The sequence below is a fragment of the Campylobacter sp. CFSAN122748 genome (assembly GCF_045277125.1).
Classification (GTDB): domain Bacteria; phylum Campylobacterota; class Campylobacteria; order Campylobacterales; family Campylobacteraceae; genus Campylobacter_D; species Campylobacter_D jejuni.
This window is the reverse complement of sequence record NZ_CP116953.1, coordinates 840,034-861,938: the sequence shown is the minus strand read 5'-3', so window position 1 is coordinate 861,938 and position 21,905 is coordinate 840,034. Positions and strand designations below refer to the sequence as shown.

The following is a 21,905-nucleotide window of genomic DNA, read 5'->3' as shown; positions in this document are numbered from 1 at the left end:
ATGGCTCTTATAGATTTAATTGAAGCTTCAAAAAAATTTGGAGACAAAATAGTTTTAAATGAAGTAAATTTTAGCGCAAACGAGGGAGAAAAGATTGCTATTATAGGCAAAAATGGAGAAGGAAAATCTACTTTTTTAAAAACGCTTTTAGGCACACTTCCTTTAGATAGCGGTAGAATAATAAGACAAAATGGAAAAAGCATAGCCATGCTTTCACAAACCGTTGATTTTAATGCAAATTTAAGCGTAAAAGAAGCCATCAAGCAAGAGCTTGTAGAAATTTACAATACCTTAGAAGAATATGAAATACTGCATAAAAAATTAGAAGAAGATCCTAGTAATAAAGATTATCTTCAAAAAATAGATACGCTTATGACTTTGATTGATAGTAAAGATGCTTGGAGTATAGAATCTAAAATAATACGCGTTTTAAAAGAATTTAGTTTACTTGAGTATGAAAATCGCATTATATCTACTTTAAGTGGTGGAGAAATACGCCGCGTTGGGCTTTGCATACTTTTACTAAAAAATCCTGATATTTTATTGCTTGATGAACCAACTAATCATTTAGATGTATATATGACAAGCTTTTTGGAAGAATTGCTAAAAAATTCAAAGATGTGTGTGATTTTTATTTCCCATGATAGATATTTTATTGACGCTATAGCACACAAGTGTGTAGAAGTAGAGCAGGGTAAGCTTAGTATTTTTAAAGGCGGATATGCAAACTATTTAGAGAAAAAAACACAAATTTTGCAAAGCCTTGCTAAGAGCCATGAAACTCTTTTAAAGCAATTAAAAAGCGAAGAAGAATGGCTTAGAAGAGGGGTTAAAGCAAGACTTAAAAGAAATGAAGGACGAAAAGAACGCATTTTTAAAATGCGTGAAGAAGCGAAAAAAAATCCTGGGGCAATCAAACGCTTAAAACTTGAAATTTCAAGAGCGGCTTTAAATTTTAATGGAGAAAAAACGATCAATCGTAAAAAAATGCTTTTTGAGCTTAAAAATATAAGCAAAAATATAAACAATAAAAATCTTTTTAAAGATTTTTCAACGCGTATTTTACAAGGTGAACGCATAGCTATCGTAGGAAGAAATGGTTGTGGAAAATCAACATTGTTAAAAATTCTTCTAGGGCAAATAAAACAAGATAGCGGTGAAATAAAACGCGGAGAGCTTAAGATAGGATATTTTGATCAGGCTAGAAGCTTGGTAAATTCTGATAAAAGCTTGCTTGAAATTTTTTGTCCCAATGGTGGAGATAGGGTTGAAGTTCGTGGTAAAAATATGCATGTTTATGGATATTTGAAAAATTTTCTATTTCCTAAGGAATTTTTAGATAAAAGCGTGGCTCTTTTAAGTGGCGGAGAGAAAAATCGCGTTGCTTTAGCCTTGCTTTTTACTAAAGAATATGATGTTTTGATTTTAGATGAGCCAACTAATGATCTTGATATAGCTACGATTAATATATTAGAAGAATACTTACTTAGTTTTGAAGGGGCTATTTTGCTAGTATCACACGATAGATATTTTGTTGATAAAATCGCAACAAAACTTTATGCTTTTGAGGGAAATGGATATATAAATATTTTACACACTCTTTATACTGAATATCTTGAAAATGAAAAAGAAATTGAAGAATTGGATAATTTTGCTTTAGAGCTTCAAACCCAAGAGCAAAATAATAACCAAAAAGAAAAAAGCTCCAAAAAATTGAGCTACAAAGAAAATGAGATATTAAAAAACCATCCTGAAAAAATAGATTTTTTAGAGCAAAGGATAGCTAAATTAAATCAAGATTTATCCGATCCAAATGTATATCAAGAAATAGGTATTAACAAGCTTTATCAAGAGCTTGAAGTAATGCAAAAAGAACTTGAAATTCTAGAAAATGAGTATTTTTTAGTATTAGAGAAAAGCGAGAATTTATAATTAAAGAGATTTTATATTTTTTATTCTATGGAGCGGGAAACGAGATTCGAACCCGCGACCCCAACCTTGGCAAGGTTGTGCTCTACCCCTGAGCTATTCCCGCAAAAAATAAGTGGTGCCCGAGGTCGGACTCGAACCGACACAAGGTTGCCCTTACCAGATTTTGAGTCTGGCGCGTCTACCAGTTTCACCACTCGGGCTCATTTTTAAGATTTAAAGCTAAAATTATACTTTTTTAGGCTAAAAAATACTTTAAAAATAAAAAGTATTTTCAAAAAGACAATATAAAATTATATAATTTAAATTTTTGGAACAGTTATTGCTTTTGTTTATTAGCAATGTTTGAAAAGATTTTAACTTTAATACTTTAGAGGAAAAAAATGAGAATTACAAATAAACTTAACTTCACAAATAGTGTGAATAATTCTATGGGCGGTCAAAGTGCTTTATATCAGATATCTCAACAACTTGCTTCAGGTTTGAAAATACAAAATTCATATGAAGATGCAAGCACTTATATAGATAATACGCGTCTTGAATATGAAATTAAAACATTAGAACAAGTAAAAGAATCAACAAGTAGAGCTCAAGAAATGACTCAAAATAGTATGAAAGCTTTACAAGATATGGTTAAACTTCTTGAAGATTTTAAAGTTAAAGTAACCCAAGCTGCAAGCGATAGCAATTCTCAAACCTCAAGAGAAGCTATAGCAAAAGAACTAGAACGTATAAAAGAAAGCATAGTTCAGCTTGCAAATACCAGTGTTAATGGTCAGTATCTTTTTGCAGGTTCTCAAGTTGCAAACAAACCTTTTGATTCTAATGGAAATTATTATGGAGATAAAAATAATATTAATGTAGTAACTGGAGCTGGAACTGAAAGCCCATACAATATACCAGGTTGGGATTTATTTTTTAAAGCAGATGGAGACTATAAAAAACAAATAAGCACTAATGTTAGTTTTACAGATAATCGTTGGGATTTAAATAAAGACCCTGATAAAACTAAATATCTCACAGGAGATTCTAAATGGCAACAACTTATCGGACAAGGTTATGTAAAAGATAATAGCTTAGATGCTGACAAAGACTTTGAGTATGATGATAGCAAACTAGATTTTCCTCCAACAACTCTTTATGTTCAAGGAACCAAGCCTGATGGAACAAGTTTTAAAAGTGCTGTACTCGTCAAACCCGAAGATACTTTAGAAGATGTAATGGAAAATATTGGAGCTCTTTATGGTAATACTCCAAATAATAAAGTAGTAGAAGTAAGTATGAATGATAGTGGTCAAATTCAAATTACAGATCTAAAGCAAGGTAATAATAAACTCGATTTTCATGCTGTAGCTTTCACACCACAAGCTGATACCAAAGATGAACTTAAAAATATTATTGAAGCTGCTAATCAAGAGGGTATTTCAATGAATGAAGTTACAAATAGGGTTATGCAAGCTGCTACGGCTGCTCCTAGTAATGGAGATATAACAAAATTAAACAACCCTGTAACTGTAACAATCAACAATCAACAATTCACAATCGATTTAAAACAAACTGATTTTATCAAAAGTAAAATGACAGATACAGATGGAAATGCTGCTAATGGAGCTGATTACGATAATGTGTATTTTGAAAAAAATGGCAATACTGTTTATGGTAATGTTTCTCAAGTTATCAAAGGAAGCAATGCTTATGCCACTGATTCAACCAAACTTAGCGAGGTAATGGCAGGAGATAGCCTAAATGGTACTACTTTAAATTTAAAAGTCAATTCCAAAGGTGGAAATTCTTACGATGTTACTATAAATTTACAAACTTCAACTGTAAGCTATCCTGATCCTAATAATCCAGGTCAAACCATAAGCTTTCCTATTATGCATACTAATCCTGCAACTGGAAATAGTGGGGTTGTTACAGGATCAAATGATATTACTTATGGTCAAATTAATGATATTATAGGTATGTTTGCTGCAGATAAAATTCCTACAACAACCATACAAGCCAATAATGGTCAAATTAATAATGCAGATTATACCCAAATACAACAACTCATGAAAGATTCACAAGCTACTGTTGATGTAAGTATGGATTATAAAGGTCGTATTAGTGTTACTGATAAACTTTCTTCAGGCACTAATATAAAAATTTCTCTTAGTGATTCTCAAAGTGGCCAATTTCCAGCACCTCCTTTTACCACAACTTCTACTGTACAAAATGGTCCAAATTTTAGTTTTAGCGCGAATAATTCTTTAACTATAGATGAGCCAAATGTGGATATTATTAAAGATTTAGATTCAATGATTGATGCTGTTTTAAAAGGCAATATGAGAGCAGACTCCGAAAGTGAAAACCCTAGAAATACAGGTATGCAAGGAGCTTTAGAAAGACTTGATCATTTAGCAGATCATGTTAGCAAGCTTAATACAACTATGGGAGCATATCATAATACTATCGAAGGTGTTAATACACGCACATCCTTTTTAAGCGTTAATGTCCAAAGTATAAAATCAAATGTGATTGATGTAGATTATGGTGAGGCAATGATGAATTTAATGCAAGTTCAACTTGCATATCAAGCTTCTCTTAAAGCTAGTACAACAATTTCTCAACTTAGCTTATTAAATTATATGTAAAATTTTTTATGGTATAATTTGGCTTTGATTTTATTTTCAAGGAAAGAATATTAAAAAAGAAGCCATTTTTACCAGCTCCACGCTTGTTATTTTTTATCTTTGTCTTTGTATGCTAGCACCTGGCATGGGAGAATGGGTTTACAAGGCTAATTTATTTTTATTTGGAGAATTTGGGTATTATTATCCATTTTCTTTGCTTATATTAAATTATCTCTACTATAAAAAAAAATATAAAATAGAAAATTTTAAGCGTAGGGAGCTTTTTGGTTTTTCTTTGGCCTTTTTTTCTGCCTTGCTTTTATTTTCTGTCTTTTATAGAGAGTTTGGGTATATTTTAGAAATTGTATATGGATTTTTTTCTATAATCTTAGGGCGTACAGGGAGCGGAATTTTTGCTCTTTTACTTCTACTATTTTCTTTGGTTTTATTGTTTCCAAAATTTGCAAAAGAAATTTTAAAAATAGAATTAGATTTTACTTATTTATTAAAAATAGAGCAAGCTTTTAAATCTTTACTTATGCGTGTATTTGGTGGAGAAAACGAGAAAGAAGATGTAGGTAAATCAGAACCTATAGCTCCAAAATTAAATATTTTGCAAGATAGTATTTATGGAAATTTACAAATAAACAAAAAAGGGGAAACCAATAACTTAGAACAGATAATTAAAGATAGCAATATCAATGCAAGTAAAAATTCAATTACCACGGCCAAGGAAAATTTTGAAAAACTAAAAAATCAAATTTTAGATGAAACCATAGAGATTGATAAACAAAGTTTAAAAGAATCAAGAAGTTTTGTTTATGAGCATTCTCAACAAGTGCGAAATTTCGCACAAAAGGCTAGTAAAATGAGCATTAGTCTTGATGAAGATTTTAATTTTATTTCAGAAGAAGAGGTAGATATGATTCCTGAACGTTTTTTAAAACCTAAAAAACTTGAAGATATAAAGCAAATAGATACAAATAAAAATTTAGATGAGCCAAGTTATAAACGTAAAAATATTGAAATTCCAGTTTCTAATCAAGAAGTTAAACCAAAAATTTTTACAAAAGAGCTTGAACTTAGAGAGAATTTGATAAAAAAAGAAAAACTAGAACAAGAATACAAAGCCTATCAAAATGAAATTTTAGAAAATAAAGTAAAACAAGAAATTAAAAAATTAGAAGAATATGATGCGATAAATTCAAGCGATATTATAGAAGGGAATAAATATAGTTTTAATAGCCCAAAAACAATTAAAACAGAAACAGAAGAATCAGACAAAATAAATGAAAATAAAAATCTAGATAAAGCAGACAATATCTTTGAATTTGCTCCCATTGTAGAAGAGTTAAATCATCCTTATATAGAACCTACTCCTATAAAAAATATAAATGAAATAGTTATAGAAGAAAAAAATACACTCGATTTTATCCAAAATACAGAAACTAAAATCGATAATGAAAAAACAAATGATCAAGAAATTAAACTTCAAAAAGCAGTTTTAGCCAAAGAAATTGCTATTAACCAAGCTTTATTGCGTGAAATAGAGCAGGGCGAAGTAGAAAAACCAAAAGATTTCACCTTGCCGCCATTAGATTTTTTAGCTAATCCAAAAGAACACAAACAAGAAATCAATGAAAGTGAAATAGATAAAAAAATTTATAATCTTCTTGAAAAATTGCGTCGTTTTAAAATAGGCGGCGATGTTATAAGCACTTATGTTGGTCCTGTGGTAACTACTTTTGAATTTCGTCCTAGTGCAGATGTGAAAGTAAGTCGTATTTTAAATTTACAAGATGATTTAACTATGGCTTTAATGGCAAAATCAATCCGTATTCAAGCTCCAATACCAGGAAAAGATGTTGTAGGTATAGAAGTTCCAAATGATGAAATTCAAACCATTTATTTAAGAGAAATTTTACAAAGTGAAGTTTTTAAAAACGCTAAAAGTCCTTTAACCATAGCTTTAGGTAAAGATATAGTAGGCAATGCTTTTGTAACCGATCTTAAAAAACTTCCGCATTTACTCATCGCAGGAACGACAGGTAGTGGTAAAAGTGTGGGGATAAATTCTATGCTTTTAAGTCTTTTATATCGCAACTCTCCAAAAACCTTGCGTTTGATGATGATAGATCCTAAGATGCTTGAATTTAGCATTTATAATGACATTCCTCATCTTTTAACTCCTGTTATCACAGATCCAAAAAAAGCAGTCAATGCGCTTTCAAATATGGTAGCTGAAATGGAAAGACGCTATCGCTTAATGGCTGATGCAAAAACCAAAAATATAGAAAATTACAATGAAAAAATGAAAGAATTAGGCGGAGAAGAACTTCCTTTTATTGTAGTAATTATCGATGAACTTGCTGATTTGATGATGACTGCGGGTAAAGATGTAGAATTTTATATAGGAAGACTTGCGCAAATGGCAAGAGCAAGTGGAATCCACTTGATTGTAGCTACACAACGACCTTCTGTTGATGTTGTAACAGGACTAATTAAAGCGAATTTACCAAGTAGAATTTCTTATAAAGTAGGGCAAAAAATTGACTCTAAAGTTATTTTAGATGCTATGGGTGCTGAAAGTTTACTTGGAAGAGGGGATTGTTTATTTACTCCTCCTGGAACAAGCTCTATAGTGCGTTTGCATGCGCCTTTTGCAAGCGAATTTGAAATAGAAAAAATCGTGGATTTTCTAAAGAATCAACAAAGCGTAGAATATGATGAAAGCTTTTTAAAGGATCAACAAAGCGTAGGTGTTACAACAAATGAAAGCTTTAATGGGGAAGTAGATGAGCTTTATGAAGAAGCTAAAAGAGTAATCTTAGAAGATGGAAAAACAAGCATTTCTTATTTACAACGCCGTTTAAAAATCGGCTATAACCGCTCTGCAAATATTATTGAACAACTTACGCAAAACGGGATTTTAAGCGAACCTGATGCCAAAGGACAAAGGGAAATCTTGTAAGATTTTTCTTGTATTTTTGATATATAAAACTGATTACAAAAGAAGAAATTTAAAAGGCAAAAGCCCCGTAAAAAGGGCTTAAAAATTATTTATCTCTAAGATTTAATTCAGTAATTAACTTACTATAAGAATTATAATCTTTTCTTTTAAGATAAGATAAAAGTCTTTTTCTTTGACCTACAAGTTTTAGAAGTCCTAATCTTGATGAAAAGTCTTTTTTGTAGATTTTTAAATGTTCTGTAAGTTCTGCAATTCTTGCAGTTAAAAGAGCTACTTGAACTTCTGTTGAACCAGTATCACCTGGTTTTTTAGCGAATTTCGCAACTATTTCTGCTTTTTTGGCCGAATCCAAAGCCATGATAGACCTCCTGATTGGTAAAATAATAAAATTAAAGAACTGTAATTTTATCTTAAAAAGCAAAAAATAAACTGAATTTATCTTTTTTAGAAGGTTTTGTCAAAATTTAAGTCTTTTTCTAAGAATTATTTATTATAATTACAGCTATTTCTGTAGTTATAACAAGGAGAATCTGTGCTATTTACCAAAGCTAGCGAATACGCTTTACTTTCTTTAATTTATATTTCTCAAAAAGAAACACCTCAAGATGTAGATTCTTTAGCTTTAGAGCTTGATATTCCTAAAAGTTTTTTAGCTAAAATTTTACAAACTTTAGCTAAAGATGGCTTGTTAAAATCCTTTAAAGGGGCAAAAGGTGGTTTTGTTTTAATCAAAGAACCAAGTCAATATACTATAAAAGAAATTGTTAATAGTGCTGAAAAAAAGGATATCAGTGTATTTGAATGCAGTGGTGGCACTTGTCCAAATAATAAAGAAGAAAATTGCACCTTAATGCCTATGTTAGTAAATTTACAAAATAAAGTAGATGAATTTTTAGATTCTATTACTTTAGAAGATATTATGAAAAATAATGGCAAAAAATAAAATAGTCGATTTAGTTTTTCCTTTCTTGGGGCCTTTAATCGCTCCTGTTTTAAAAGCTAAAAGCTTGACTATTGTTGGTTTTTTAGTTTGTATTTTAGCTATTATTATAGTTCCTTTACCAAGTCCTATTTTGGACTTTTTCTTGGCTTTAAGTATAGCTTTATCGGTATTAATTATTTTAATTTCTATTTATATACCCAAACCGACAGATTTAACAACTTTTCCAACTTTAATCTTGATTATCACTTTATTTAGGCTTTCATTAAATATAGCTACCACAAGGATGATTTTAAGCGAAGGGCAAAACGGCCCTGAAGCTGTGAGTGAGATTATAGCAGCATTTGGAGAATTTGTTGTTGGTGGAAATATGGTCATTGGCGTGATTGTATTTTGTATTTTAGTATTGATTAATTTCATGGTTGTAACAAAAGGTAGTACAAGGGTTTCTGAAGTACAAGCAAGATTTACACTTGATGCGATGCCGGGTAAACAAATGGCTATTGATGCAGATTTAAATGCAGGACTTATTGATGAACAAACCGCTAGAGCAAGACGTCAAGAAGTTATTGCTGAGGCAAACTTCTATGGTGCAATGGATGGTTCTTCTAAATTTATCAAAGGAGATGCTGTTGCAGGAATTATCATAACTATTATAAATATCATAGGTGGTTTTTTAATAGGATCTTTTCAGCACGATATGGCTTTAAGCGATGCTGCTTCTACTTATACTATTTTAACCATAGGTGATGGACTTGTATCTCAAATTCCAGGGCTTATTACTTCTACTGCAACCGCTATAATTATCACTCGTGCAAGCAAAGATGAGGAAAATTTTGCAGAAGGAACTTTAACTCAACTTTTAAGCGAATATCGCACGCTTTTAATAGTAGGTTTTGTACTTTTTATCTTTGCGTTAGTGCCTGGTTTGCCAACTTTATCCTTGGGCTTTATGGCTTTAGTATTTTTAAGCCTTGGCTATCTTACCAAGCAGGTTAAGGAAGGTAAAATTGATATAACTACAGTTAAAAAAAGCAAACCAAGTGCCGCAGCTGCATCTCAAAGTGGAGCAGGTGGGACAACGGCAGCGCCTGCTAAGAAAAGCGAAGAAGAAATTCTCAAAGAAGAAGAGCACAAGATTAACGATATACTCAAAGTTGAAATTTTAGAACTTGAACTTGGATACGGACTTATTAAGCTTGCTGAAAACGAACTTACAGAAAGAATTCGCTCAATGAGAAGAAGTATTGCTGAAAGTTTAGGATTTTTAATGCCAAAAATAAGAATAAGAGATAATTTAAGACTTAAACCAAATGAGTATAGTTTTAAACTCAAGGGCGTGTCTATAGCAAGTGCTGAAATTTATCCGGATAAATATTTAGCCATGGATAGTGGTTTTATCACAGAAGAGATAGAAGGGATTGCTACAAAAGAACCCGCTTTTAACTCTGATGCACTTTGGATTGATGCGAATTTAAAAGATGAAGCAACATTAAATGGCTATATAGTAATAGATCCTGCAAGTGTTATTTCAACACATATGAGCGAACTTATCAAAGCGCACGCAAGCGAACTTCTCACACGCCAAGAGGTACAAAATCTTCTTGATAAGGTTAAAAATGATTATCCAATCATCGTAGAAGGTGCTTTAGGTGTTGCACCTGTAAGTCTTATTCAAAAAATTCTCAAAGACTTGCTTAAGCATCACATACCAATTAAAGATATGCTTACTATTTTAGAATCTGTAAGTGATATAGCAGAAGTAAGCAAGAGTTTTGATATGATTATTGAACATGTAAGGGCGTCCTTAGCTAGAATGATTACAAATATGTATTTAGATGATAAAGGAAATTTGGATATTTTTATCTTAGACTCTGCTAGTTCTGCGGTTTTAATGGAAAATGTACAATTTAGAGATGGAAGTTATCACTTGCCTTTAAGTGTAGCTCAAACAGGTACTTTAGTAGATACTCTAAGGGCTGAAGTTGCCGCAGTAGCAAATGGTCGTATCAAGCCTTTTATACTTTGCGTTGAACCGCAGCTTAGAAAATTCATTGCTGATATTTGTTATAATTTTAGCATTAATATAGTAGTGTTAAGTTTTGCAGAAATTGCAGAAAATACAAATTTTAATACCGAGGGTATTATTAGGATAGAACTTTAAGGAATATAATGAAAATTTATCATCTTTCGCATACAGATCTTGATGGCTATGCTTGTCAATTTATAGTAAATTTTTATTTTAAAAATGTGAAATTTTATAATTCTAATTATGGCAAAGAAATTAATGAAAATTTTAACTCTATTATAGGCGATATAGAAAAAGATGAAAATTTCGGAAAAGCTATTATTCTAATAACAGATTTAAATTTAAATTTAAATCAATGCGAAGAATTTGAAAAAATTTGCAAAGAGAAAAATACTAAAATTTTTCTTCTTGATCATCATCAAAGTGGTGAAGAATGTGCTCAAAAATATTCTTGGTATTTACTTGATTCTAAAAGATGTGCAACCAAAATCGTTTATGATTTTTTCTCTAAAATCTGTACTCCTGTTTTAGAACTTTCAAAATTTGTTGATGTGGTTAATGCTGTTGATATTTGGCTAAGCGAGGATGAAAATTTTGAACTTGGAAAGGTTTTTTTAGGCTTGATTGCCAATGCAAAAGAAATAAATCGTGTAATGTTTAAAGAATCTCAAATTGATTATATGTTTTTCTTGCTTGATAAGGCTTGGAAATTTATAGGAAAAGAAAATGCAAATATTTTACTCGATAATGCTACTCATTTTATAAAAAAGGATTATTTTGCCAGAAAAAATGATGATACTCTTTCTAATTTAATTTCTTATTTTGTAGTTGAAAAACTAAGTGAGCTAAAAGAAAATTTCAGCATAGAATATGAAGGCCATAAAGGCATCTTAACTTCAAATATAGGAAATACTTCTGTTATTGGAAATGATTTTTTAGTAAAAAATCCTGATTATGACTTTTTTATTGATGTTAGTTCTAGAAAAACCTTAAGTTTTCGTGCAAATGGAAAAATAGATGTAAGTTTAATGGCTAAAAATTTAGTAGGTGGTGGCGGACATAAAAATGCTAGTGGTGGACTTTTTGTGACATTTAAAGATGGAGCAAATTATAATTATATTAAGGCTCAAATTATTGATTTAATTAAAAGCAAAGAACTTAAAAAAGAAAACAATGAATCAAAACAATAATAAAACCTTAAAAAATGAATTAGAAGATTTACAATATGAGCTTAGCATAGTTTTAGAAGCTATGCTTTTATACGCTGGAGTTAAAAGAGAAAAATTAGAAAATGCAATAGAAGCTTATATTGATAATATAGATAATGTACTCGAAAATTCCAACAAAGAAGGGGTTGATGAAATTTTAGAAGTGGTGGAATTTCTAAAAAATAAATACAAAGATTTTTTTCAATGAAAAAGTGTATTTTAATTTTTTTTAGTTTATATTCTTTAAGTTTTGCTAATATTTATGAAAAATTAAATGATTTTGCTTATGAAAAAAAACCGAATAAAGATTTTAAGATTCAAGAAGTTAAATTAGTGCAATTTTCACAAGAAAATAAAGATTGCCTTGAACTTTTAATAGAAGCCAGTCAAGTTAGAATTTTAAATAGCTATAATTCTTGTCAAAAATTATCTAAAGATGAAAGTTTTCAAAAATTTCTTAATGAAGATTTTTTAAAACTTTATAAAAATAATGGATATTTGATTAATGAAAATTTGCAAAATTTGAAAAATACCATGCAGGATATTATGATATATTATAAACTCCGATATTCTTTTAGTAAAGATGTAAAAGATATGAGTAAAAATAAGAATTTGGATATTTTAAATATAGATGAAAAAGACGGTGGCACTTTACTTTACAAAATCAACAATCAAACTTGCGTTGGAATAGAACTTACAAGACATGACTCAAGAATGGCTATGAAAATATACGGAATAGAAAATTTGGATAAAGAGTGTAAACTATTTATCCAATCGCCTTCTTTTAAAGATCTTTCCTACACAAAAAAAGATTTTAAGTGGTATTATTTAGAATAAATAAATGCTTTAATTTTTAAATAAAAATTTTTAAAAACCACACTTAAAGTAAAAGTATCTTGCCTTCCAAGATTTTGAAAAACGCAGTTGTCTAAGTCTTTTTTTTCTTGAATGCTTAAATTTTTCATTAACCTAACCTTTAAAAATATTGCAAGATTTTATTATAGCAAAAAAACTTTATTTTTGCTTTAAATATATAAGTTCTATTTTAAATATAAACGAATATTATTTTAAGGTTTAAAGCTTTTTTCTTAAAATGTAATTAGGTTTTATTGACTTTTTCTAAATAAAGTCTTATACTGAATTTAAATTACGCAAAATAAGGAGGGAAATTGATGAATAAATTTTCTATAGTTTTAACTTTGTTGTTATGTGGAAGTTGTGCTTTAGCCTTAGATCCAAATTTGGAAAAAACTAAGAGTGCTACAGGTATTGATCTGCCTACTGCCAAATGGAATTTACCTAAGGAATTAAATGAAGATGGCACTATAGATGAAACTAAAATGCCAAAAAATTCAGAATATAGCAAAATGGTTATTTTGGGAAATAAAATTCTTAATGAAACAAGCAAATATGTGGGTCCACAAGCCAAAGATCCTAAAAAAAAGATTTGCGGGAAATAATCTTTCTTGTTCAAGCTATCATGCTAATGGTGGAAGTGTGCAAAATCAATCAGGTTTTGTAGGAATTTGGGCAAGATTTCCACAATATAATGCAAGAGGAGATAAAGCAATTACCTTAGCAGATAGGATCAATGGCTGTTTTGAACGCTCTACGAATGGCAAAAGAATGCCTAGTGATACACCTGAAATGAAAGCCATGCTAACTTATATGCAATGGTTATCTCAAGGAGTTCCAGTAGGAGCTAAGATAGAAGGACAGGGACTTAAGAAGATAGATTTCATCTTAAGAGCAGCTGATCCTAAAAAAGGTAAGGCAATTTATATGGATAAATGTGCCGTTTGTCATCAAGAAAATGGCTTAGGGCTTAAAATGAGGATAGCGCAGGGGCGTATTATCTTTAATCCACCACTTTGGGGTGATGATAGTTATAATACAGGAGCTGGAATATATCGTCTTATCAAAGCTGCTTCTTATATTAAAGAAAATATGCCTCAAGGTGTGCCTGACTTAAGTCTTGAAGATGCTTATGATGTAGCAGCTTACATGAATTCACAAGCTCGCCCTATTAAAGCAAATAGAGATAAAGACTTTCCAAATAGAAAGGTTAAGTCTTTAGGATATGGATGTAGAATCTTATGACGATAGCTTTTCTACAACCCAACATCGCTATGGACCTTATACAAATATGATCAAAAAATAATTTTAAGGCAATTTTTATTGCCTTAAAAATTTATTATTTCATATTACTTAATTTTTTAACTAGATCTTCTAAATCTTGCATTGAATTGATTGCGCTTGGGTTAATTTGATATTTTCCATTAACAACAAAAGCAGGGGTACCATAGGTTTTAGCTATATCATTAGCTCTTTGAAACTCGCTTAAAATTTCTTTAGCTTTTGGGGTATTTAAAAAATTTAATACTTCATTTTTATTTACATTCATAGCCTTTAAACCTATGTCGTAAAATTCATCTAAATTTGAAAAATTTCTTTGCTTGTTTAAAAAATAAGAAACAAAATAAATATCAGCAAGTTTATGAGATAAACTATCAGAATAACTCGCATCTTTACCATTTTGCTCATCTTTGTATTGAGCAAAGGCAAAAAGCTCATTCATTTCTTTGGAAAATTCCCCATTCGTTAAACTTACAGGATAGAGTTTAAAATGTAAATTTGGAAAAGCTTCTCTCAGTTTTTCAAGGGTTCCAAATTTATGATGATTATAACAATGTATACATTTATAAGAAAATGCTTCTATTACACTATTTTCAGAGCTAGGTAAACTTGGATTAAGAGTAATAAAACTATTATTTGCTAATGCAAAACTTGAACAAAATACAAGCGTTAAAACAAATTTGCAAAAAAATTTACGCATATTATATCCTTTAGTTAAATAAAATTTTCAAAGATAATTTTATTTAACTAAAATAAATAAGCCGCCAAAATTTATTTTTTGGTAATTTTTATTGATCAACACTAAAAGACATTGCTTGATAACCCGTTCCTGAACCGCTAAATTGAATTTGAACCGAAGGCTCCTTGGCACCCCAGTTAAATTCATCAATTTCAGGTTTTGGCTCTCCAAAACTTACACCTTTACTAAGATCAAAAGCCATTCAGGCTGTTGCACTATAAACCATAATAGAATTTTTATCTGGTTCATATTGAGTTAAAGAAGTTACAGGAGAAAACCATTCATTTCCACGATTTTGCCATATTCCCAAATTTGTTCCACAGTTTTATTTTGCTGATCGATTTTATAAATTACAGAACGAGAATATTTTTGACTTGCAAATACAGGTTGTTCAGCTCCTCTTGCATCACCATTATCAAAAACACTTATATACATATAACGCTTGTTTGATTTACTATCAATTCTCCAGCCTGTATGCTGCGTCCAAGTAAAATCAAATCCACCATTGTCATTTTCATAACCTGGGCATTTGCTATAATCATCGCAAACAATTTTTTTGCCATTTTTATCTACAGGTTGCAATAAATATTTTTTGAAATTCTTTATTCCACCCTTTATGTACCCCTAAAATCCATTTTATTTTTTATCACGACCAATTTTAACAACAGCACTTTGATGGCGACTAGAAATAATAATACTATCATCACTTGGATCATAATCAACGCTATTTACATGAGCCCAAATTCCTGCCTATACCTGCTATATCTCCAAATTTGTCGCTTTCATCCATTTTGGCAAGCTCTTCATCGCTTAAAGTTTTACCCGCTTTGCTTGCATCTATATTTAAACACACTGCACCTTGATCTAAAGCTTTGATAATGGTACTTCTATAAGGATCTAAAATCTCATACAATCTCCAATCATCAACAACATTACCATCCTCATCTACTTCTATAATAGTATCACACACTGTGCGTACATGCTTACTATCTTGGACGCAAAGATAATGCCCATTTTTTGCATATTGTCCATAGCATGAGAAAAAATCTATATAGGCAGCAGGTAATTTGCGATTGAAAATTTCTCTTCCCAGACATCGTATTTTACATATCTTTGACCAAATCCCCAAGTTAAAGCTCCATCTTTGTTTTGACGAAAACTTATCATAATTCCACGATTGTAAATATTGCCCCAGTTCATTAGTTTATTGTTATCATAATACCATCTGATTTCACCCTTGGTATCTTATAATAAAGACATTTGAATTTCCATCCCATTCCATAGCACCACCTACAAGATTATTCCATACAGATTATGAGTCTTTGCCAGATTATTTTCCAGGAGCATTATTTACTAAATATAGCCTATCTGAAAATTTTGGATCCATTTTTAATACTTTCACATTTTCAAAAAGAGTTCCTCTTTGATCAGTGCCTTCCACTTGGTTCTATACTAACCCCTGGAGTTGCAATTTTATAAATCTCATGAATGATTTTTTGACTTTTACTATTTGTAGATTTAGCATAACTTACCTTTACTATAAGAAGGATAAAGTCCAAAAATAGGAATTCCACCATAAGTCTTAGCCATTTTAGAATTCACATTATAAGAGATAGTTTGGCCATTTGGTTTAGGAACAATGGTTACTTTTATATCACTTAAAACATAGGCATTATTCATGATAATAGCGGTCAAAGGAGATAATCCATAAGGATTCATTTTAATCATACCCATTTGTCCTTGAATTTGCTAATCTATTTTCACTCCACTAGGATCACCCATGGCCATTAAAGCATTAGGCGCAAGCAGGGTAGAACACGCCAAAAGTGCCATGCAAAGAGTTTTGCTAAGTCTCATGATAAATCCTTTAAAATTATTTAAGCCATCCTAAAATAGCTTAATAAAATTTTAATAATACGCAACAAAAATAATTTGTTGCGTATTTTAAGAGCATCTTAAAACGACTTGATTCAAATAAATTAAACTAACTATATTTTGATTTGGATTTTTTGGTTCGCCTATAAATTTAAGCACTAAAACCAAAATAACAATCACCAATGCAAAAATTTTAGCATTAGGTTTATTTTTATCTAAAACATAGGCTATAAACATTGCAAAAAGCACAATAAAACAACATAAAAATGCTATAAGACAGCAAATTGCCATATTCATAAACTTTAAACTAGGAATCAAATACCAACCATTGCTATAAAGCCCATTTTCAAAATCAGGTAGAGTTCCTATAAAAAATTTTTGAAAAGCATTGAGATGATTATAAGTATTTTTTGGAACTACAGGGGTATCCATCCCACATTCTCCTGTTGGCAAAAACCAACTAGGAGCCCACTCATGCAAAGGTAAATTAAATGGATAAATAGGAATTTCACGACATCCATCTACACCTGCAAAAGGATTTTCAGAATGAACCACTTCATGAATATGATTTAAAGTTAGACAATGCTCCAAGCCAAGCCAAATTCCATAAAAAGCTAAGCTATAAGAAAAAATTTTTATAATATTATTTGTAGGGTTGATTAATGCAATCATACCGCTTATAGCCATAACAAGCATATCAAATCTTATATATACACATTGTTCGCAAGGTTCCATAAAAAGATATTCTTGAAATAAAAAATGTGCTATACAAGTAAGTCCTATAGTAACTATAATCAAAATTAACCAAGGTTCACGCGTATCTTGCCATTTAGAAAGTGAAAAATTTCTGCATTTATCTTTCATTTTTATACAACTCATTTTTGCTTGCTAAGTTCTTTAGTAATTTCAATCAAAGCCTCTGGAGTTTTTAAGAAATTTTCAAAATCAGCTTTACTTACATTCATTGCTTTTAAACCGACACTATAAAAAGCTTCAGGATTTTTACCATTTTCCCATCTTTGTTTTTTCTTAAAATATGCATTAAAATAAGCTTCAGCAACTTTATGAGTTAAGCTATTTTTATCCGTAGGATCAATTTTATTTACACCATCCTTAAATGCCGCAAAAGCAAAAATTTCATTAGCTTGCCTTCCATAATCTCCCATAGAACTTACAGGATAAAATTTGTAAGTTAAATTAGGTAATTTTTCTTTAACTTTACCCATGGTATTAAATTTGTGATGATCATAACAATGAGTACAGCGATAAGAAAAAATTTCAATCAATGAATTATCAGCGTTAGCAATAGGATTTTTAAGAATTACATATTCTTTACCTTCACTTAATGCACTAGCACTTATACCTGCTAAAAAAGCACATACAACAATAGATCTTGCTAATTTTACTGGAAATTTCATTACCCTCTCCTTGAAATTTGGTTTTGATAAAACTTTTTATTAAGTTTTTATGTAATAACCATTATAAAACTATTAAAATAAAAATATTCTTAAAAAATGTTATAACTAAGAATATTTACTTTAACTAAAAATCAAGAATAGGGGATTAAAAAATTTAATGCACAAGTTATCATTTTTATGTATATTTTGATAATAATATAAAATAATTTAATTTTTAAATATTCTTTATAGTTTTCAAGAAAAGTAAAATATAATTTTAATTTACGAAATAAAATTATCAATTTTTTACATTGTATTTTATGGATAAGTTTATTTCACTCAAAAGGTAAAATCATAAAAGTATGTAAAAATAGTAGCTTAATCTATATCAAAGTAGAATAATCTAGGTGTATATAAAAAAGTTTGAAAATTACAGTTTTCAATACAAAATTATAAATTTTACATATTTTTACCTTTTATCATATCTTTTTATGATTGATATAAGATTTATTTAATAAAAATATTTCAATCTTTTTGCCTTGCATATAAAAACAAACTTTTTCCTAAAAAAGCTTTTTTTTACTAAGTTAATACTAAAATACCTTTTATAGTTAAAAAGCTAAAAAATTTTAGATTTTAGGAAAAGTTTTCATGAAATACCCTTTAGATTGTGAAGAAAATTTTGAAAAATCATTCTTATTTTGGCTAGCAAAATATGTAAAATTTAAACTCAATTCGCTATCTAACAAAGAGCTAAAAAATCCACAAGCTTTAGCAGAAGTTAATTTTGCTCTTACAAAAGGTGTAAAAAATATTGATGAACTTGATGCTCTAGTAAAAAAAGCAAGAAATGCTGGTTTAAGTGGAGTTAATACTTATTTTAATCCTTTAAAAAAAGTATTTGAATATTTAAATTTTTATAAGCTTTACTCTTTAAAACAGATTGATGAAGAACTCATTGTAGAAGTTTTAGCAAGTATAACAGGTGCTTTATCAGATGCAAGCAAAAAAAATTACCGTATTGCTGTGATTAATTTTTTTGATTTTTTAGACAAGCAAAATGAAGAAGATGAAAAAGCGCATATTTTCGATATCAATCTTAAAAACTGGGCAGGTATAGCAGGTTCTAAAGGGGTAAAATTACCTGAATTTATGAGTGAAGAAGAGCTTAAAAAATTTCTTGATGCTATTGAAAATGCAGATTTTAGAAACAATACTGTACGCAATAAACTTATTATTAAAATCATCATTTTTACAGGCATACGGGTAAGTGAAGCTATCAATATCAAAATGGGTGATATTAGCGAAGAAAACGATCTTTATATCATAAGAATAAGAGCTAAAGGCAATAAATATCGTGTTGTAATGATAAAAAAAGAACTTATTTACGATTTGCTTAAAAATGTAAGTATTAATTATATGAGTAAAGACGCCCTACTTTTTGTCAATAAAAAAGGCACTCCACTGACTCAATCTTATGTCAGTCGCATAGTAGAACAGCTTTTATTTCGTGCAGGAATTCGCAAACAAAAAAATGGTGCTCATATGTTGCGTCATACTTTTGCCACCCTGCTTTATAAAAAGCAAAAAGATTTAGTTTTAGTTCAAGAAGCTTTAGGGCATGCAAGTTTAAATACCTCAAGAATTTACACTCATTTTGATAATGATAAATTAAAACTTGCCGCACAGGTTGCAAAGGAATTAAGTGACTCTTGAAAACTATGCTGTTTTTGGTAAATATTTTTACCATGATTTAAAACACACTTTAAAAGCCTTTAACCACAAAGAAAGTAAAAAGTGCTTTAAATTTATAGAAAAATATAAAAATGATTTTTATATTTTAATGCTTGCTGATTATGAGCTATATAGATATTTTCAAGATAAAAATTTCACAAGCAAAAAAGCTTATTTGTCTATATTTGCTTTTAAAAAAAGAAAAAAATTTCAAAAAGAAGATATCGATGAAGAAAAATTTATTCCTGAATTTATAAATTTTTTAGATCAAGATAATTACAAAGAAAATTTCATCAAGGTTAAAGAGGCAATCTCTAAAGGAAGAGTTTATCAAATCAACCTTACTCAAAATTTTAAATTTCATAGCAAAATGGATTCTTTTGAACTTTTTAAACTTTTGCTTTCTAGACAAGATACTGAATTTAAAGCTTTTATAAAAGATGAAACAAGAGAAATTTTATCCTTTTCTCCTGAACTTTTCTTCAAAACTAAAAAAAGAAAAATATTTACAAAACCTATGAAAGGCACAATTAAGCGTGATAAAGATCCTATAAAAGATGAAGAAAATAAAATTTTCTTGCAAAATGATACAAAAAATCTGAGTGAAAATGTTATGATTTGTGATCTTTTACGCAACGATCTTTCAAAAATCATCACAAAAAAAAGCTTAAAAACCAAACTTTTTGAAATTCAAAGTCACCCTACTTTACATCAAATGACTTCAAGCGTACAAGGAAAACTTAAAAAAAATATTTCTTTATATCAAATTTTTAAAGCTCTCTTTCCTTGTGGTTCTATTACAGGTGCTCCAAAGCTTGAAAGCATTAAATTTATTGAAGAATTAGAACAAAGAGATCGTGGTATTTACTGCGGAACTATAGGTTTAATACACAAAAATAAAAATAAATTTAGCGTAGCCATACGCACCTTAGAAAAACAAGATGAAATTTATACTTATAGCACGGGTAGCGGCTTAGTTTGGGACTCAAAATTCAAAGATGAATTTGAAGAATTAAAACTTAAAAGTGCAATCTTAAATCCTTGTGATTTTTATCTTTTTGAAACCATGTATTTTAAAAATTCTCAAATTTTATTTTTAAAAGAACATTTATTAAGGCTTATAAATTCAGCTCTTAAATTTAATTTTAATACTCACAAGCTCTTTAAAGATTTTTATAATGTTTTAAATCAAAAAAATTCTTATAAAGAATATCAAAATTTTACACTTTTTAAACTCGATGAAAAAATTTTCCACAAAAAACACTCTTTATTTTATAATTTTCCCCTACCCTTTAAAAATCCACATAAAGAAGGAATTTTAAAGCTTATTTTATACAGAGACGGAAGATACGAATTTCAACAAAGTGCCTTAAAACAAAATTCAAACGATATTTTGCTTTTAAGTGATGATAAAATTAACTCAAAAAGTGACAATCTCTATCACAAAAGCTCTTTACGTAGTTTTTATAATCAACACTCATACAAATGGCAGCAAAACTTGTGTTATGACATAGCTTTTTTTAACGAAAAAGATGAACTTTGCGAAGGCTCAAGAACCAATCTCATCTTAGAAAAAAACGCTCAATTTTATACTCCACAAATTCAAAGTGGTATGTTAAATGGCGTATATAGAAATTTCTTAGTCAATCTTGGTTTGATAAAAGAAAAAGCATTATTTAAACAAGATTTATTTGAAGCAGAAAATATTTATTGCATTAATTCCGTGCGTGGTTTAAAAAAGGTAAAATTACAATGAAGAAAATTTTATTTATAGATAATTATGATTCTTTTAGTTATACCATCATCTATTATCTTAAAGAACTTGGTTTTGAATGTAAAGTGATAAAAAATGATACCTTTAAAAAAGCCAAAGAATTAGAAAAATTTGATTTTACTCATCTTATCATCTCTCCTGGGCCTCATTCTCCTAAGGAATCTAAATTAAGCTTAAAAGCAATCAAATATTTTAAAAAAAATAAAAAAATTTTAGGTATATGTTTAGGGCATCAGTGTATAGCTGAAGTTTTTGGCGGTAGGGTTTCTAAAATGCAAAATCCTATGCATGGTAAAATTTCTAAACTTTATTTTAAAAAAGATCCTATTTTTAAGGGTATTAAAAAAGAAATTGAAATTTGTTTATATCATTCTTTACATATCAGTTTTATGCCTAAAAAATGCAAAATTTTAGCTCATAATTCAGAAAATATCATTATGGCAATTAAACATAAAAAATATCCCATTTATGGATTACAATTTCACCCTGAAGCGGTTTTAACTCAAAAAGGTAAAAAAATACTTAAAAACTTTATGAAACTTTAGTTTTTTTTGCGTT

20 protein-coding genes, 2 tRNA genes and 2 pseudogenes are annotated in these 21,905 nt (G+C 29.4%); 13 read left to right on the top strand and 11 right to left on the bottom strand.

The window, feature by feature from the left end; translation table 11 throughout:
* The gene (gene abc-f / locus OT390_RS04545; protein ID WP_070311234.1) at positions 1 to 1,932 is read left to right on the top strand and encodes a ribosomal protection-like ABC-F family protein; all 1,932 of its coding nucleotides are present in this window, start codon (positions 1 to 3) and stop codon (positions 1,930 to 1,932) included.
* Between the two features lie 28 nt (positions 1,933 to 1,960).
* On the opposite strand, the gene OT390_RS04540 is transcribed toward abc-f, so the two are convergent.
* Positions 1,961 to 2,035, bottom strand: a tRNA-Gly gene (locus OT390_RS04540).
* 10 nt (positions 2,036 to 2,045) lie between these two features.
* Positions 2,046 to 2,132, bottom strand: a tRNA-Leu gene (locus OT390_RS04535).
* Between the two features lie 180 nt (positions 2,133 to 2,312).
* On the opposite strand from OT390_RS04535, the gene flgL reads away from it, so the two are divergent.
* Both flgL and OT390_RS04525 read left to right on the top strand, forming a co-directional pair.
* Positions 2,313 to 4,565 (top strand): flagellar hook-associated protein FlgL, encoded by a 2,253-nt coding sequence (flgL, locus tag OT390_RS04530; RefSeq protein ID WP_394535882.1) that lies wholly within the window; start codon positions 2,313 to 2,315, stop codon positions 4,563 to 4,565.
* A gap of 109 nt (positions 4,566 to 4,674) precedes the next feature.
* Positions 4,675 to 7,515, top strand: a complete 2,841-nt coding sequence (locus OT390_RS04525; protein WP_032587368.1) for a DNA translocase FtsK — start codon at positions 4,675 to 4,677, stop codon at positions 7,513 to 7,515.
* Positions 7,516 to 7,600: 85 nt separating this feature from the next.
* On the opposite strand, the gene rpsO is transcribed toward OT390_RS04525, so the two are convergent.
* Positions 7,601 to 7,873 (bottom strand): 30S ribosomal protein S15, encoded by a 273-nt coding sequence (gene rpsO, locus OT390_RS04520; protein WP_002852579.1) that lies wholly within the window; start codon positions 7,871 to 7,873, stop codon positions 7,601 to 7,603.
* 174 nt (positions 7,874 to 8,047) lie between these two features.
* Here rpsO and OT390_RS04515 point away from each other — a divergent pair, with 174 nt between their 5' ends.
* From OT390_RS04515 to OT390_RS04495, 5 genes are read left to right on the top strand one after another with little or no spacing between them, the layout of a single operon-like run.
* A complete protein-coding gene (locus OT390_RS04515; RefSeq protein ID WP_002852609.1) occupies positions 8,048 to 8,458 on the top strand; it encodes an RrF2 family transcriptional regulator in 411 nt (136 codons plus the stop codon).
* On the top strand, positions 8,445 to 10,619 hold the full coding sequence (gene flhA / locus OT390_RS04510) for a flagellar biosynthesis protein FlhA (RefSeq protein ID WP_002852599.1): 2,175 nt from the start codon (positions 8,445 to 8,447) through the stop codon (positions 10,617 to 10,619). Before OT390_RS04515 ends, flhA begins: the two co-directional genes overlap by 14 nt.
* Positions 10,620 to 10,627: 8 nt before the next feature.
* The gene (locus OT390_RS04505) at positions 10,628 to 11,674 is read left to right on the top strand and encodes a DHH family phosphoesterase (protein ID WP_011049801.1); all 1,047 of its coding nucleotides are present in this window, start codon (positions 10,628 to 10,630) and stop codon (positions 11,672 to 11,674) included.
* Positions 11,658 to 11,900: a hypothetical protein gene (locus OT390_RS04500; RefSeq protein ID WP_002852415.1), complete on the top strand. Its 243-nt coding sequence runs from the start codon at positions 11,658 to 11,660 to the stop codon at positions 11,898 to 11,900. Before OT390_RS04505 ends, OT390_RS04500 begins: the two co-directional genes overlap by 17 nt.
* Entirely contained in the window at positions 11,897 to 12,529 is a 633-nt protein-coding gene (locus tag OT390_RS04495) for a hypothetical protein (RefSeq protein ID WP_032587008.1), read from the top strand. Before OT390_RS04500 ends, OT390_RS04495 begins: the two co-directional genes overlap by 4 nt.
* Here OT390_RS04495 and OT390_RS04490 read toward each other — a convergent pair.
* Complete coding sequence (locus tag OT390_RS04490) at positions 12,517 to 12,657, bottom strand: hypothetical protein (protein ID WP_002852524.1); 141 nt, start codon at positions 12,655 to 12,657, stop codon at positions 12,517 to 12,519. The genes OT390_RS04495 and OT390_RS04490 overlap by 13 nt on opposite strands.
* Before the next feature lie 207 nt (positions 12,658 to 12,864).
* On the opposite strand from OT390_RS04490, the gene OT390_RS04485 reads away from it, so the two are divergent.
* Both OT390_RS04485 and OT390_RS04480 read left to right on the top strand, forming a co-directional pair.
* A complete protein-coding gene (locus OT390_RS04485) occupies positions 12,865 to 13,152 on the top strand; it encodes a hypothetical protein (RefSeq protein WP_002852528.1) in 288 nt (95 codons plus the stop codon).
* 37 nt (positions 13,153 to 13,189) lie between these two features.
* Complete coding sequence (locus OT390_RS04480) at positions 13,190 to 13,792, top strand: c-type cytochrome (protein ID WP_283803673.1); 603 nt, start codon at positions 13,190 to 13,192, stop codon at positions 13,790 to 13,792.
* A 94-nt stretch (positions 13,793 to 13,886) separates the two neighbouring features.
* On the opposite strand, the gene OT390_RS04475 is transcribed toward OT390_RS04480, so the two are convergent.
* From OT390_RS04475 to OT390_RS04445, 7 genes and pseudogenes are all read right to left on the bottom strand, one after another.
* Entirely contained in the window at positions 13,887 to 14,528 is a 642-nt protein-coding gene (locus OT390_RS04475) for a thiol:disulfide interchange protein DsbA/DsbL (protein WP_032587011.1), read from the bottom strand.
* A gap of 88 nt (positions 14,529 to 14,616) precedes the next feature.
* Positions 14,617 to 14,769, bottom strand: a complete 153-nt coding sequence (locus OT390_RS04470; protein ID WP_079742238.1) for an arylsulfatase — start codon at positions 14,767 to 14,769, stop codon at positions 14,617 to 14,619.
* Positions 14,770 to 15,257: pseudogene (locus OT390_RS04465) on the bottom strand (aryl-sulfate sulfotransferase).
* Between the two features lie 34 nt (positions 15,258 to 15,291).
* Positions 15,292 to 15,767 (bottom strand): annotated as a pseudogene (locus tag OT390_RS04460) (aryl-sulfate sulfotransferase).
* 318 nt (positions 15,768 to 16,085) lie between these two features.
* On the bottom strand, positions 16,086 to 16,295 hold the full coding sequence (locus OT390_RS04455; protein WP_032584943.1) for an aryl-sulfate sulfotransferase N-terminal domain-containing protein: 210 nt from the start codon (positions 16,293 to 16,295) through the stop codon (positions 16,086 to 16,088).
* A 216-nt stretch (positions 16,296 to 16,511) separates the two neighbouring features.
* Positions 16,512 to 17,321 (bottom strand): protein-disulfide oxidoreductase DsbI, encoded by an 810-nt coding sequence (gene dsbI / locus OT390_RS04450; RefSeq protein ID WP_032587016.1) that lies wholly within the window; start codon positions 17,319 to 17,321, stop codon positions 16,512 to 16,514.
* On the bottom strand, positions 17,318 to 17,860 hold the full coding sequence (locus tag OT390_RS04445; RefSeq protein WP_052800241.1) for a disulfide bond formation protein DsbA: 543 nt from the start codon (positions 17,858 to 17,860) through the stop codon (positions 17,318 to 17,320). Before OT390_RS04445 ends, dsbI begins: the two co-directional genes overlap by 4 nt.
* Before the next feature lie 630 nt (positions 17,861 to 18,490).
* Here OT390_RS04445 and OT390_RS04440 point away from each other — a divergent pair.
* Genes OT390_RS04440 through OT390_RS04430 form a run of 3 tightly spaced genes read left to right on the top strand, consistent with a single transcriptional unit; the run spans position 18,491 to position 21,892 of the window.
* Positions 18,491 to 19,555, top strand: a complete 1,065-nt coding sequence (locus tag OT390_RS04440) for a tyrosine-type recombinase/integrase (protein ID WP_032587021.1) — start codon at positions 18,491 to 18,493, stop codon at positions 19,553 to 19,555.
* Entirely contained in the window at positions 19,545 to 21,329 is a 1,785-nt protein-coding gene (locus tag OT390_RS04435; RefSeq protein ID WP_002908622.1) for a bifunctional chorismate-binding protein/class IV aminotransferase, read from the top strand. The genes OT390_RS04440 and OT390_RS04435 overlap by 11 nt, the downstream gene beginning before the upstream one ends.
* Positions 21,326 to 21,892 carry an aminodeoxychorismate/anthranilate synthase component II gene (locus OT390_RS04430; protein ID WP_002875776.1) on the top strand — a complete coding sequence of 189 codons (567 nt, stop codon included), beginning with the start codon at positions 21,326 to 21,328 and terminating at the stop codon, positions 21,890 to 21,892. The genes OT390_RS04435 and OT390_RS04430 overlap by 4 nt, the downstream gene beginning before the upstream one ends.
* Positions 21,893 to 21,905: the final 13 nt, after the last annotated feature.

What these genes read in the sequence shown, in the direction of transcription:
- OT390_RS04430 (WP_002875776.1), top strand. Translation starts at nt 21,326, where the DNA reads ATGAAGAAAATTTTATTTATAGATAATTATGATTCTTTTAGTTATACC.
- rpsO (WP_002852579.1), bottom strand. Translation starts at nt 7,873, where the DNA reads ATGGCTTTGGATTCGGCCAAAAAAGCAGAAATAGTTGCGAAATTCGCT.
- flhA (WP_002852599.1), top strand. Translation starts at nt 8,445, where the DNA reads ATGGCAAAAAATAAAATAGTCGATTTAGTTTTTCCTTTCTTGGGGCCT.
- OT390_RS04445 (WP_052800241.1), bottom strand. Translation starts at nt 17,860, where the DNA reads ATGAAATTTCCAGTAAAATTAGCAAGATCTATTGTTGTATGTGCTTTT.
- OT390_RS04475 (WP_032587011.1), bottom strand. Translation starts at nt 14,528, where the DNA reads ATGCGTAAATTTTTTTGCAAATTTGTTTTAACGCTTGTATTTTGTTCA.
- OT390_RS04500 (WP_002852415.1), top strand. Translation starts at nt 11,658, where the DNA reads ATGAATCAAAACAATAATAAAACCTTAAAAAATGAATTAGAAGATTTA.
- OT390_RS04505 (WP_011049801.1), top strand. Translation starts at nt 10,628, where the DNA reads ATGAAAATTTATCATCTTTCGCATACAGATCTTGATGGCTATGCTTGT.
- OT390_RS04440 (WP_032587021.1), top strand. Translation starts at nt 18,491, where the DNA reads ATGAAATACCCTTTAGATTGTGAAGAAAATTTTGAAAAATCATTCTTA.
- OT390_RS04490 (WP_002852524.1), bottom strand. Translation starts at nt 12,657, where the DNA reads ATGAAAAATTTAAGCATTCAAGAAAAAAAAGACTTAGACAACTGCGTT.
- flgL (WP_394535882.1), top strand. Translation starts at nt 2,313, where the DNA reads ATGAGAATTACAAATAAACTTAACTTCACAAATAGTGTGAATAATTCT.
- abc-f (WP_070311234.1), top strand. Translation starts at nt 1, where the DNA reads ATGGCTCTTATAGATTTAATTGAAGCTTCAAAAAAATTTGGAGACAAA.
- OT390_RS04525 (WP_032587368.1), top strand. Translation starts at nt 4,675, where the DNA reads ATGCTAGCACCTGGCATGGGAGAATGGGTTTACAAGGCTAATTTATTT.
- OT390_RS04470 (WP_079742238.1), bottom strand. Translation starts at nt 14,769, where the DNA reads ATGGCTTTTGATCTTAGTAAAGGTGTAAGTTTTGGAGAGCCAAAACCT.
- OT390_RS04485 (WP_002852528.1), top strand. Translation starts at nt 12,865, where the DNA reads ATGAATAAATTTTCTATAGTTTTAACTTTGTTGTTATGTGGAAGTTGT.
- OT390_RS04495 (WP_032587008.1), top strand. Translation starts at nt 11,897, where the DNA reads ATGAAAAAGTGTATTTTAATTTTTTTTAGTTTATATTCTTTAAGTTTT.
- dsbI (WP_032587016.1), bottom strand. Translation starts at nt 17,321, where the DNA reads ATGAGTTGTATAAAAATGAAAGATAAATGCAGAAATTTTTCACTTTCT.
- OT390_RS04455 (WP_032584943.1), bottom strand. Translation starts at nt 16,295, where the DNA reads ATGATTAAAATGAATCCTTATGGATTATCTCCTTTGACCGCTATTATC.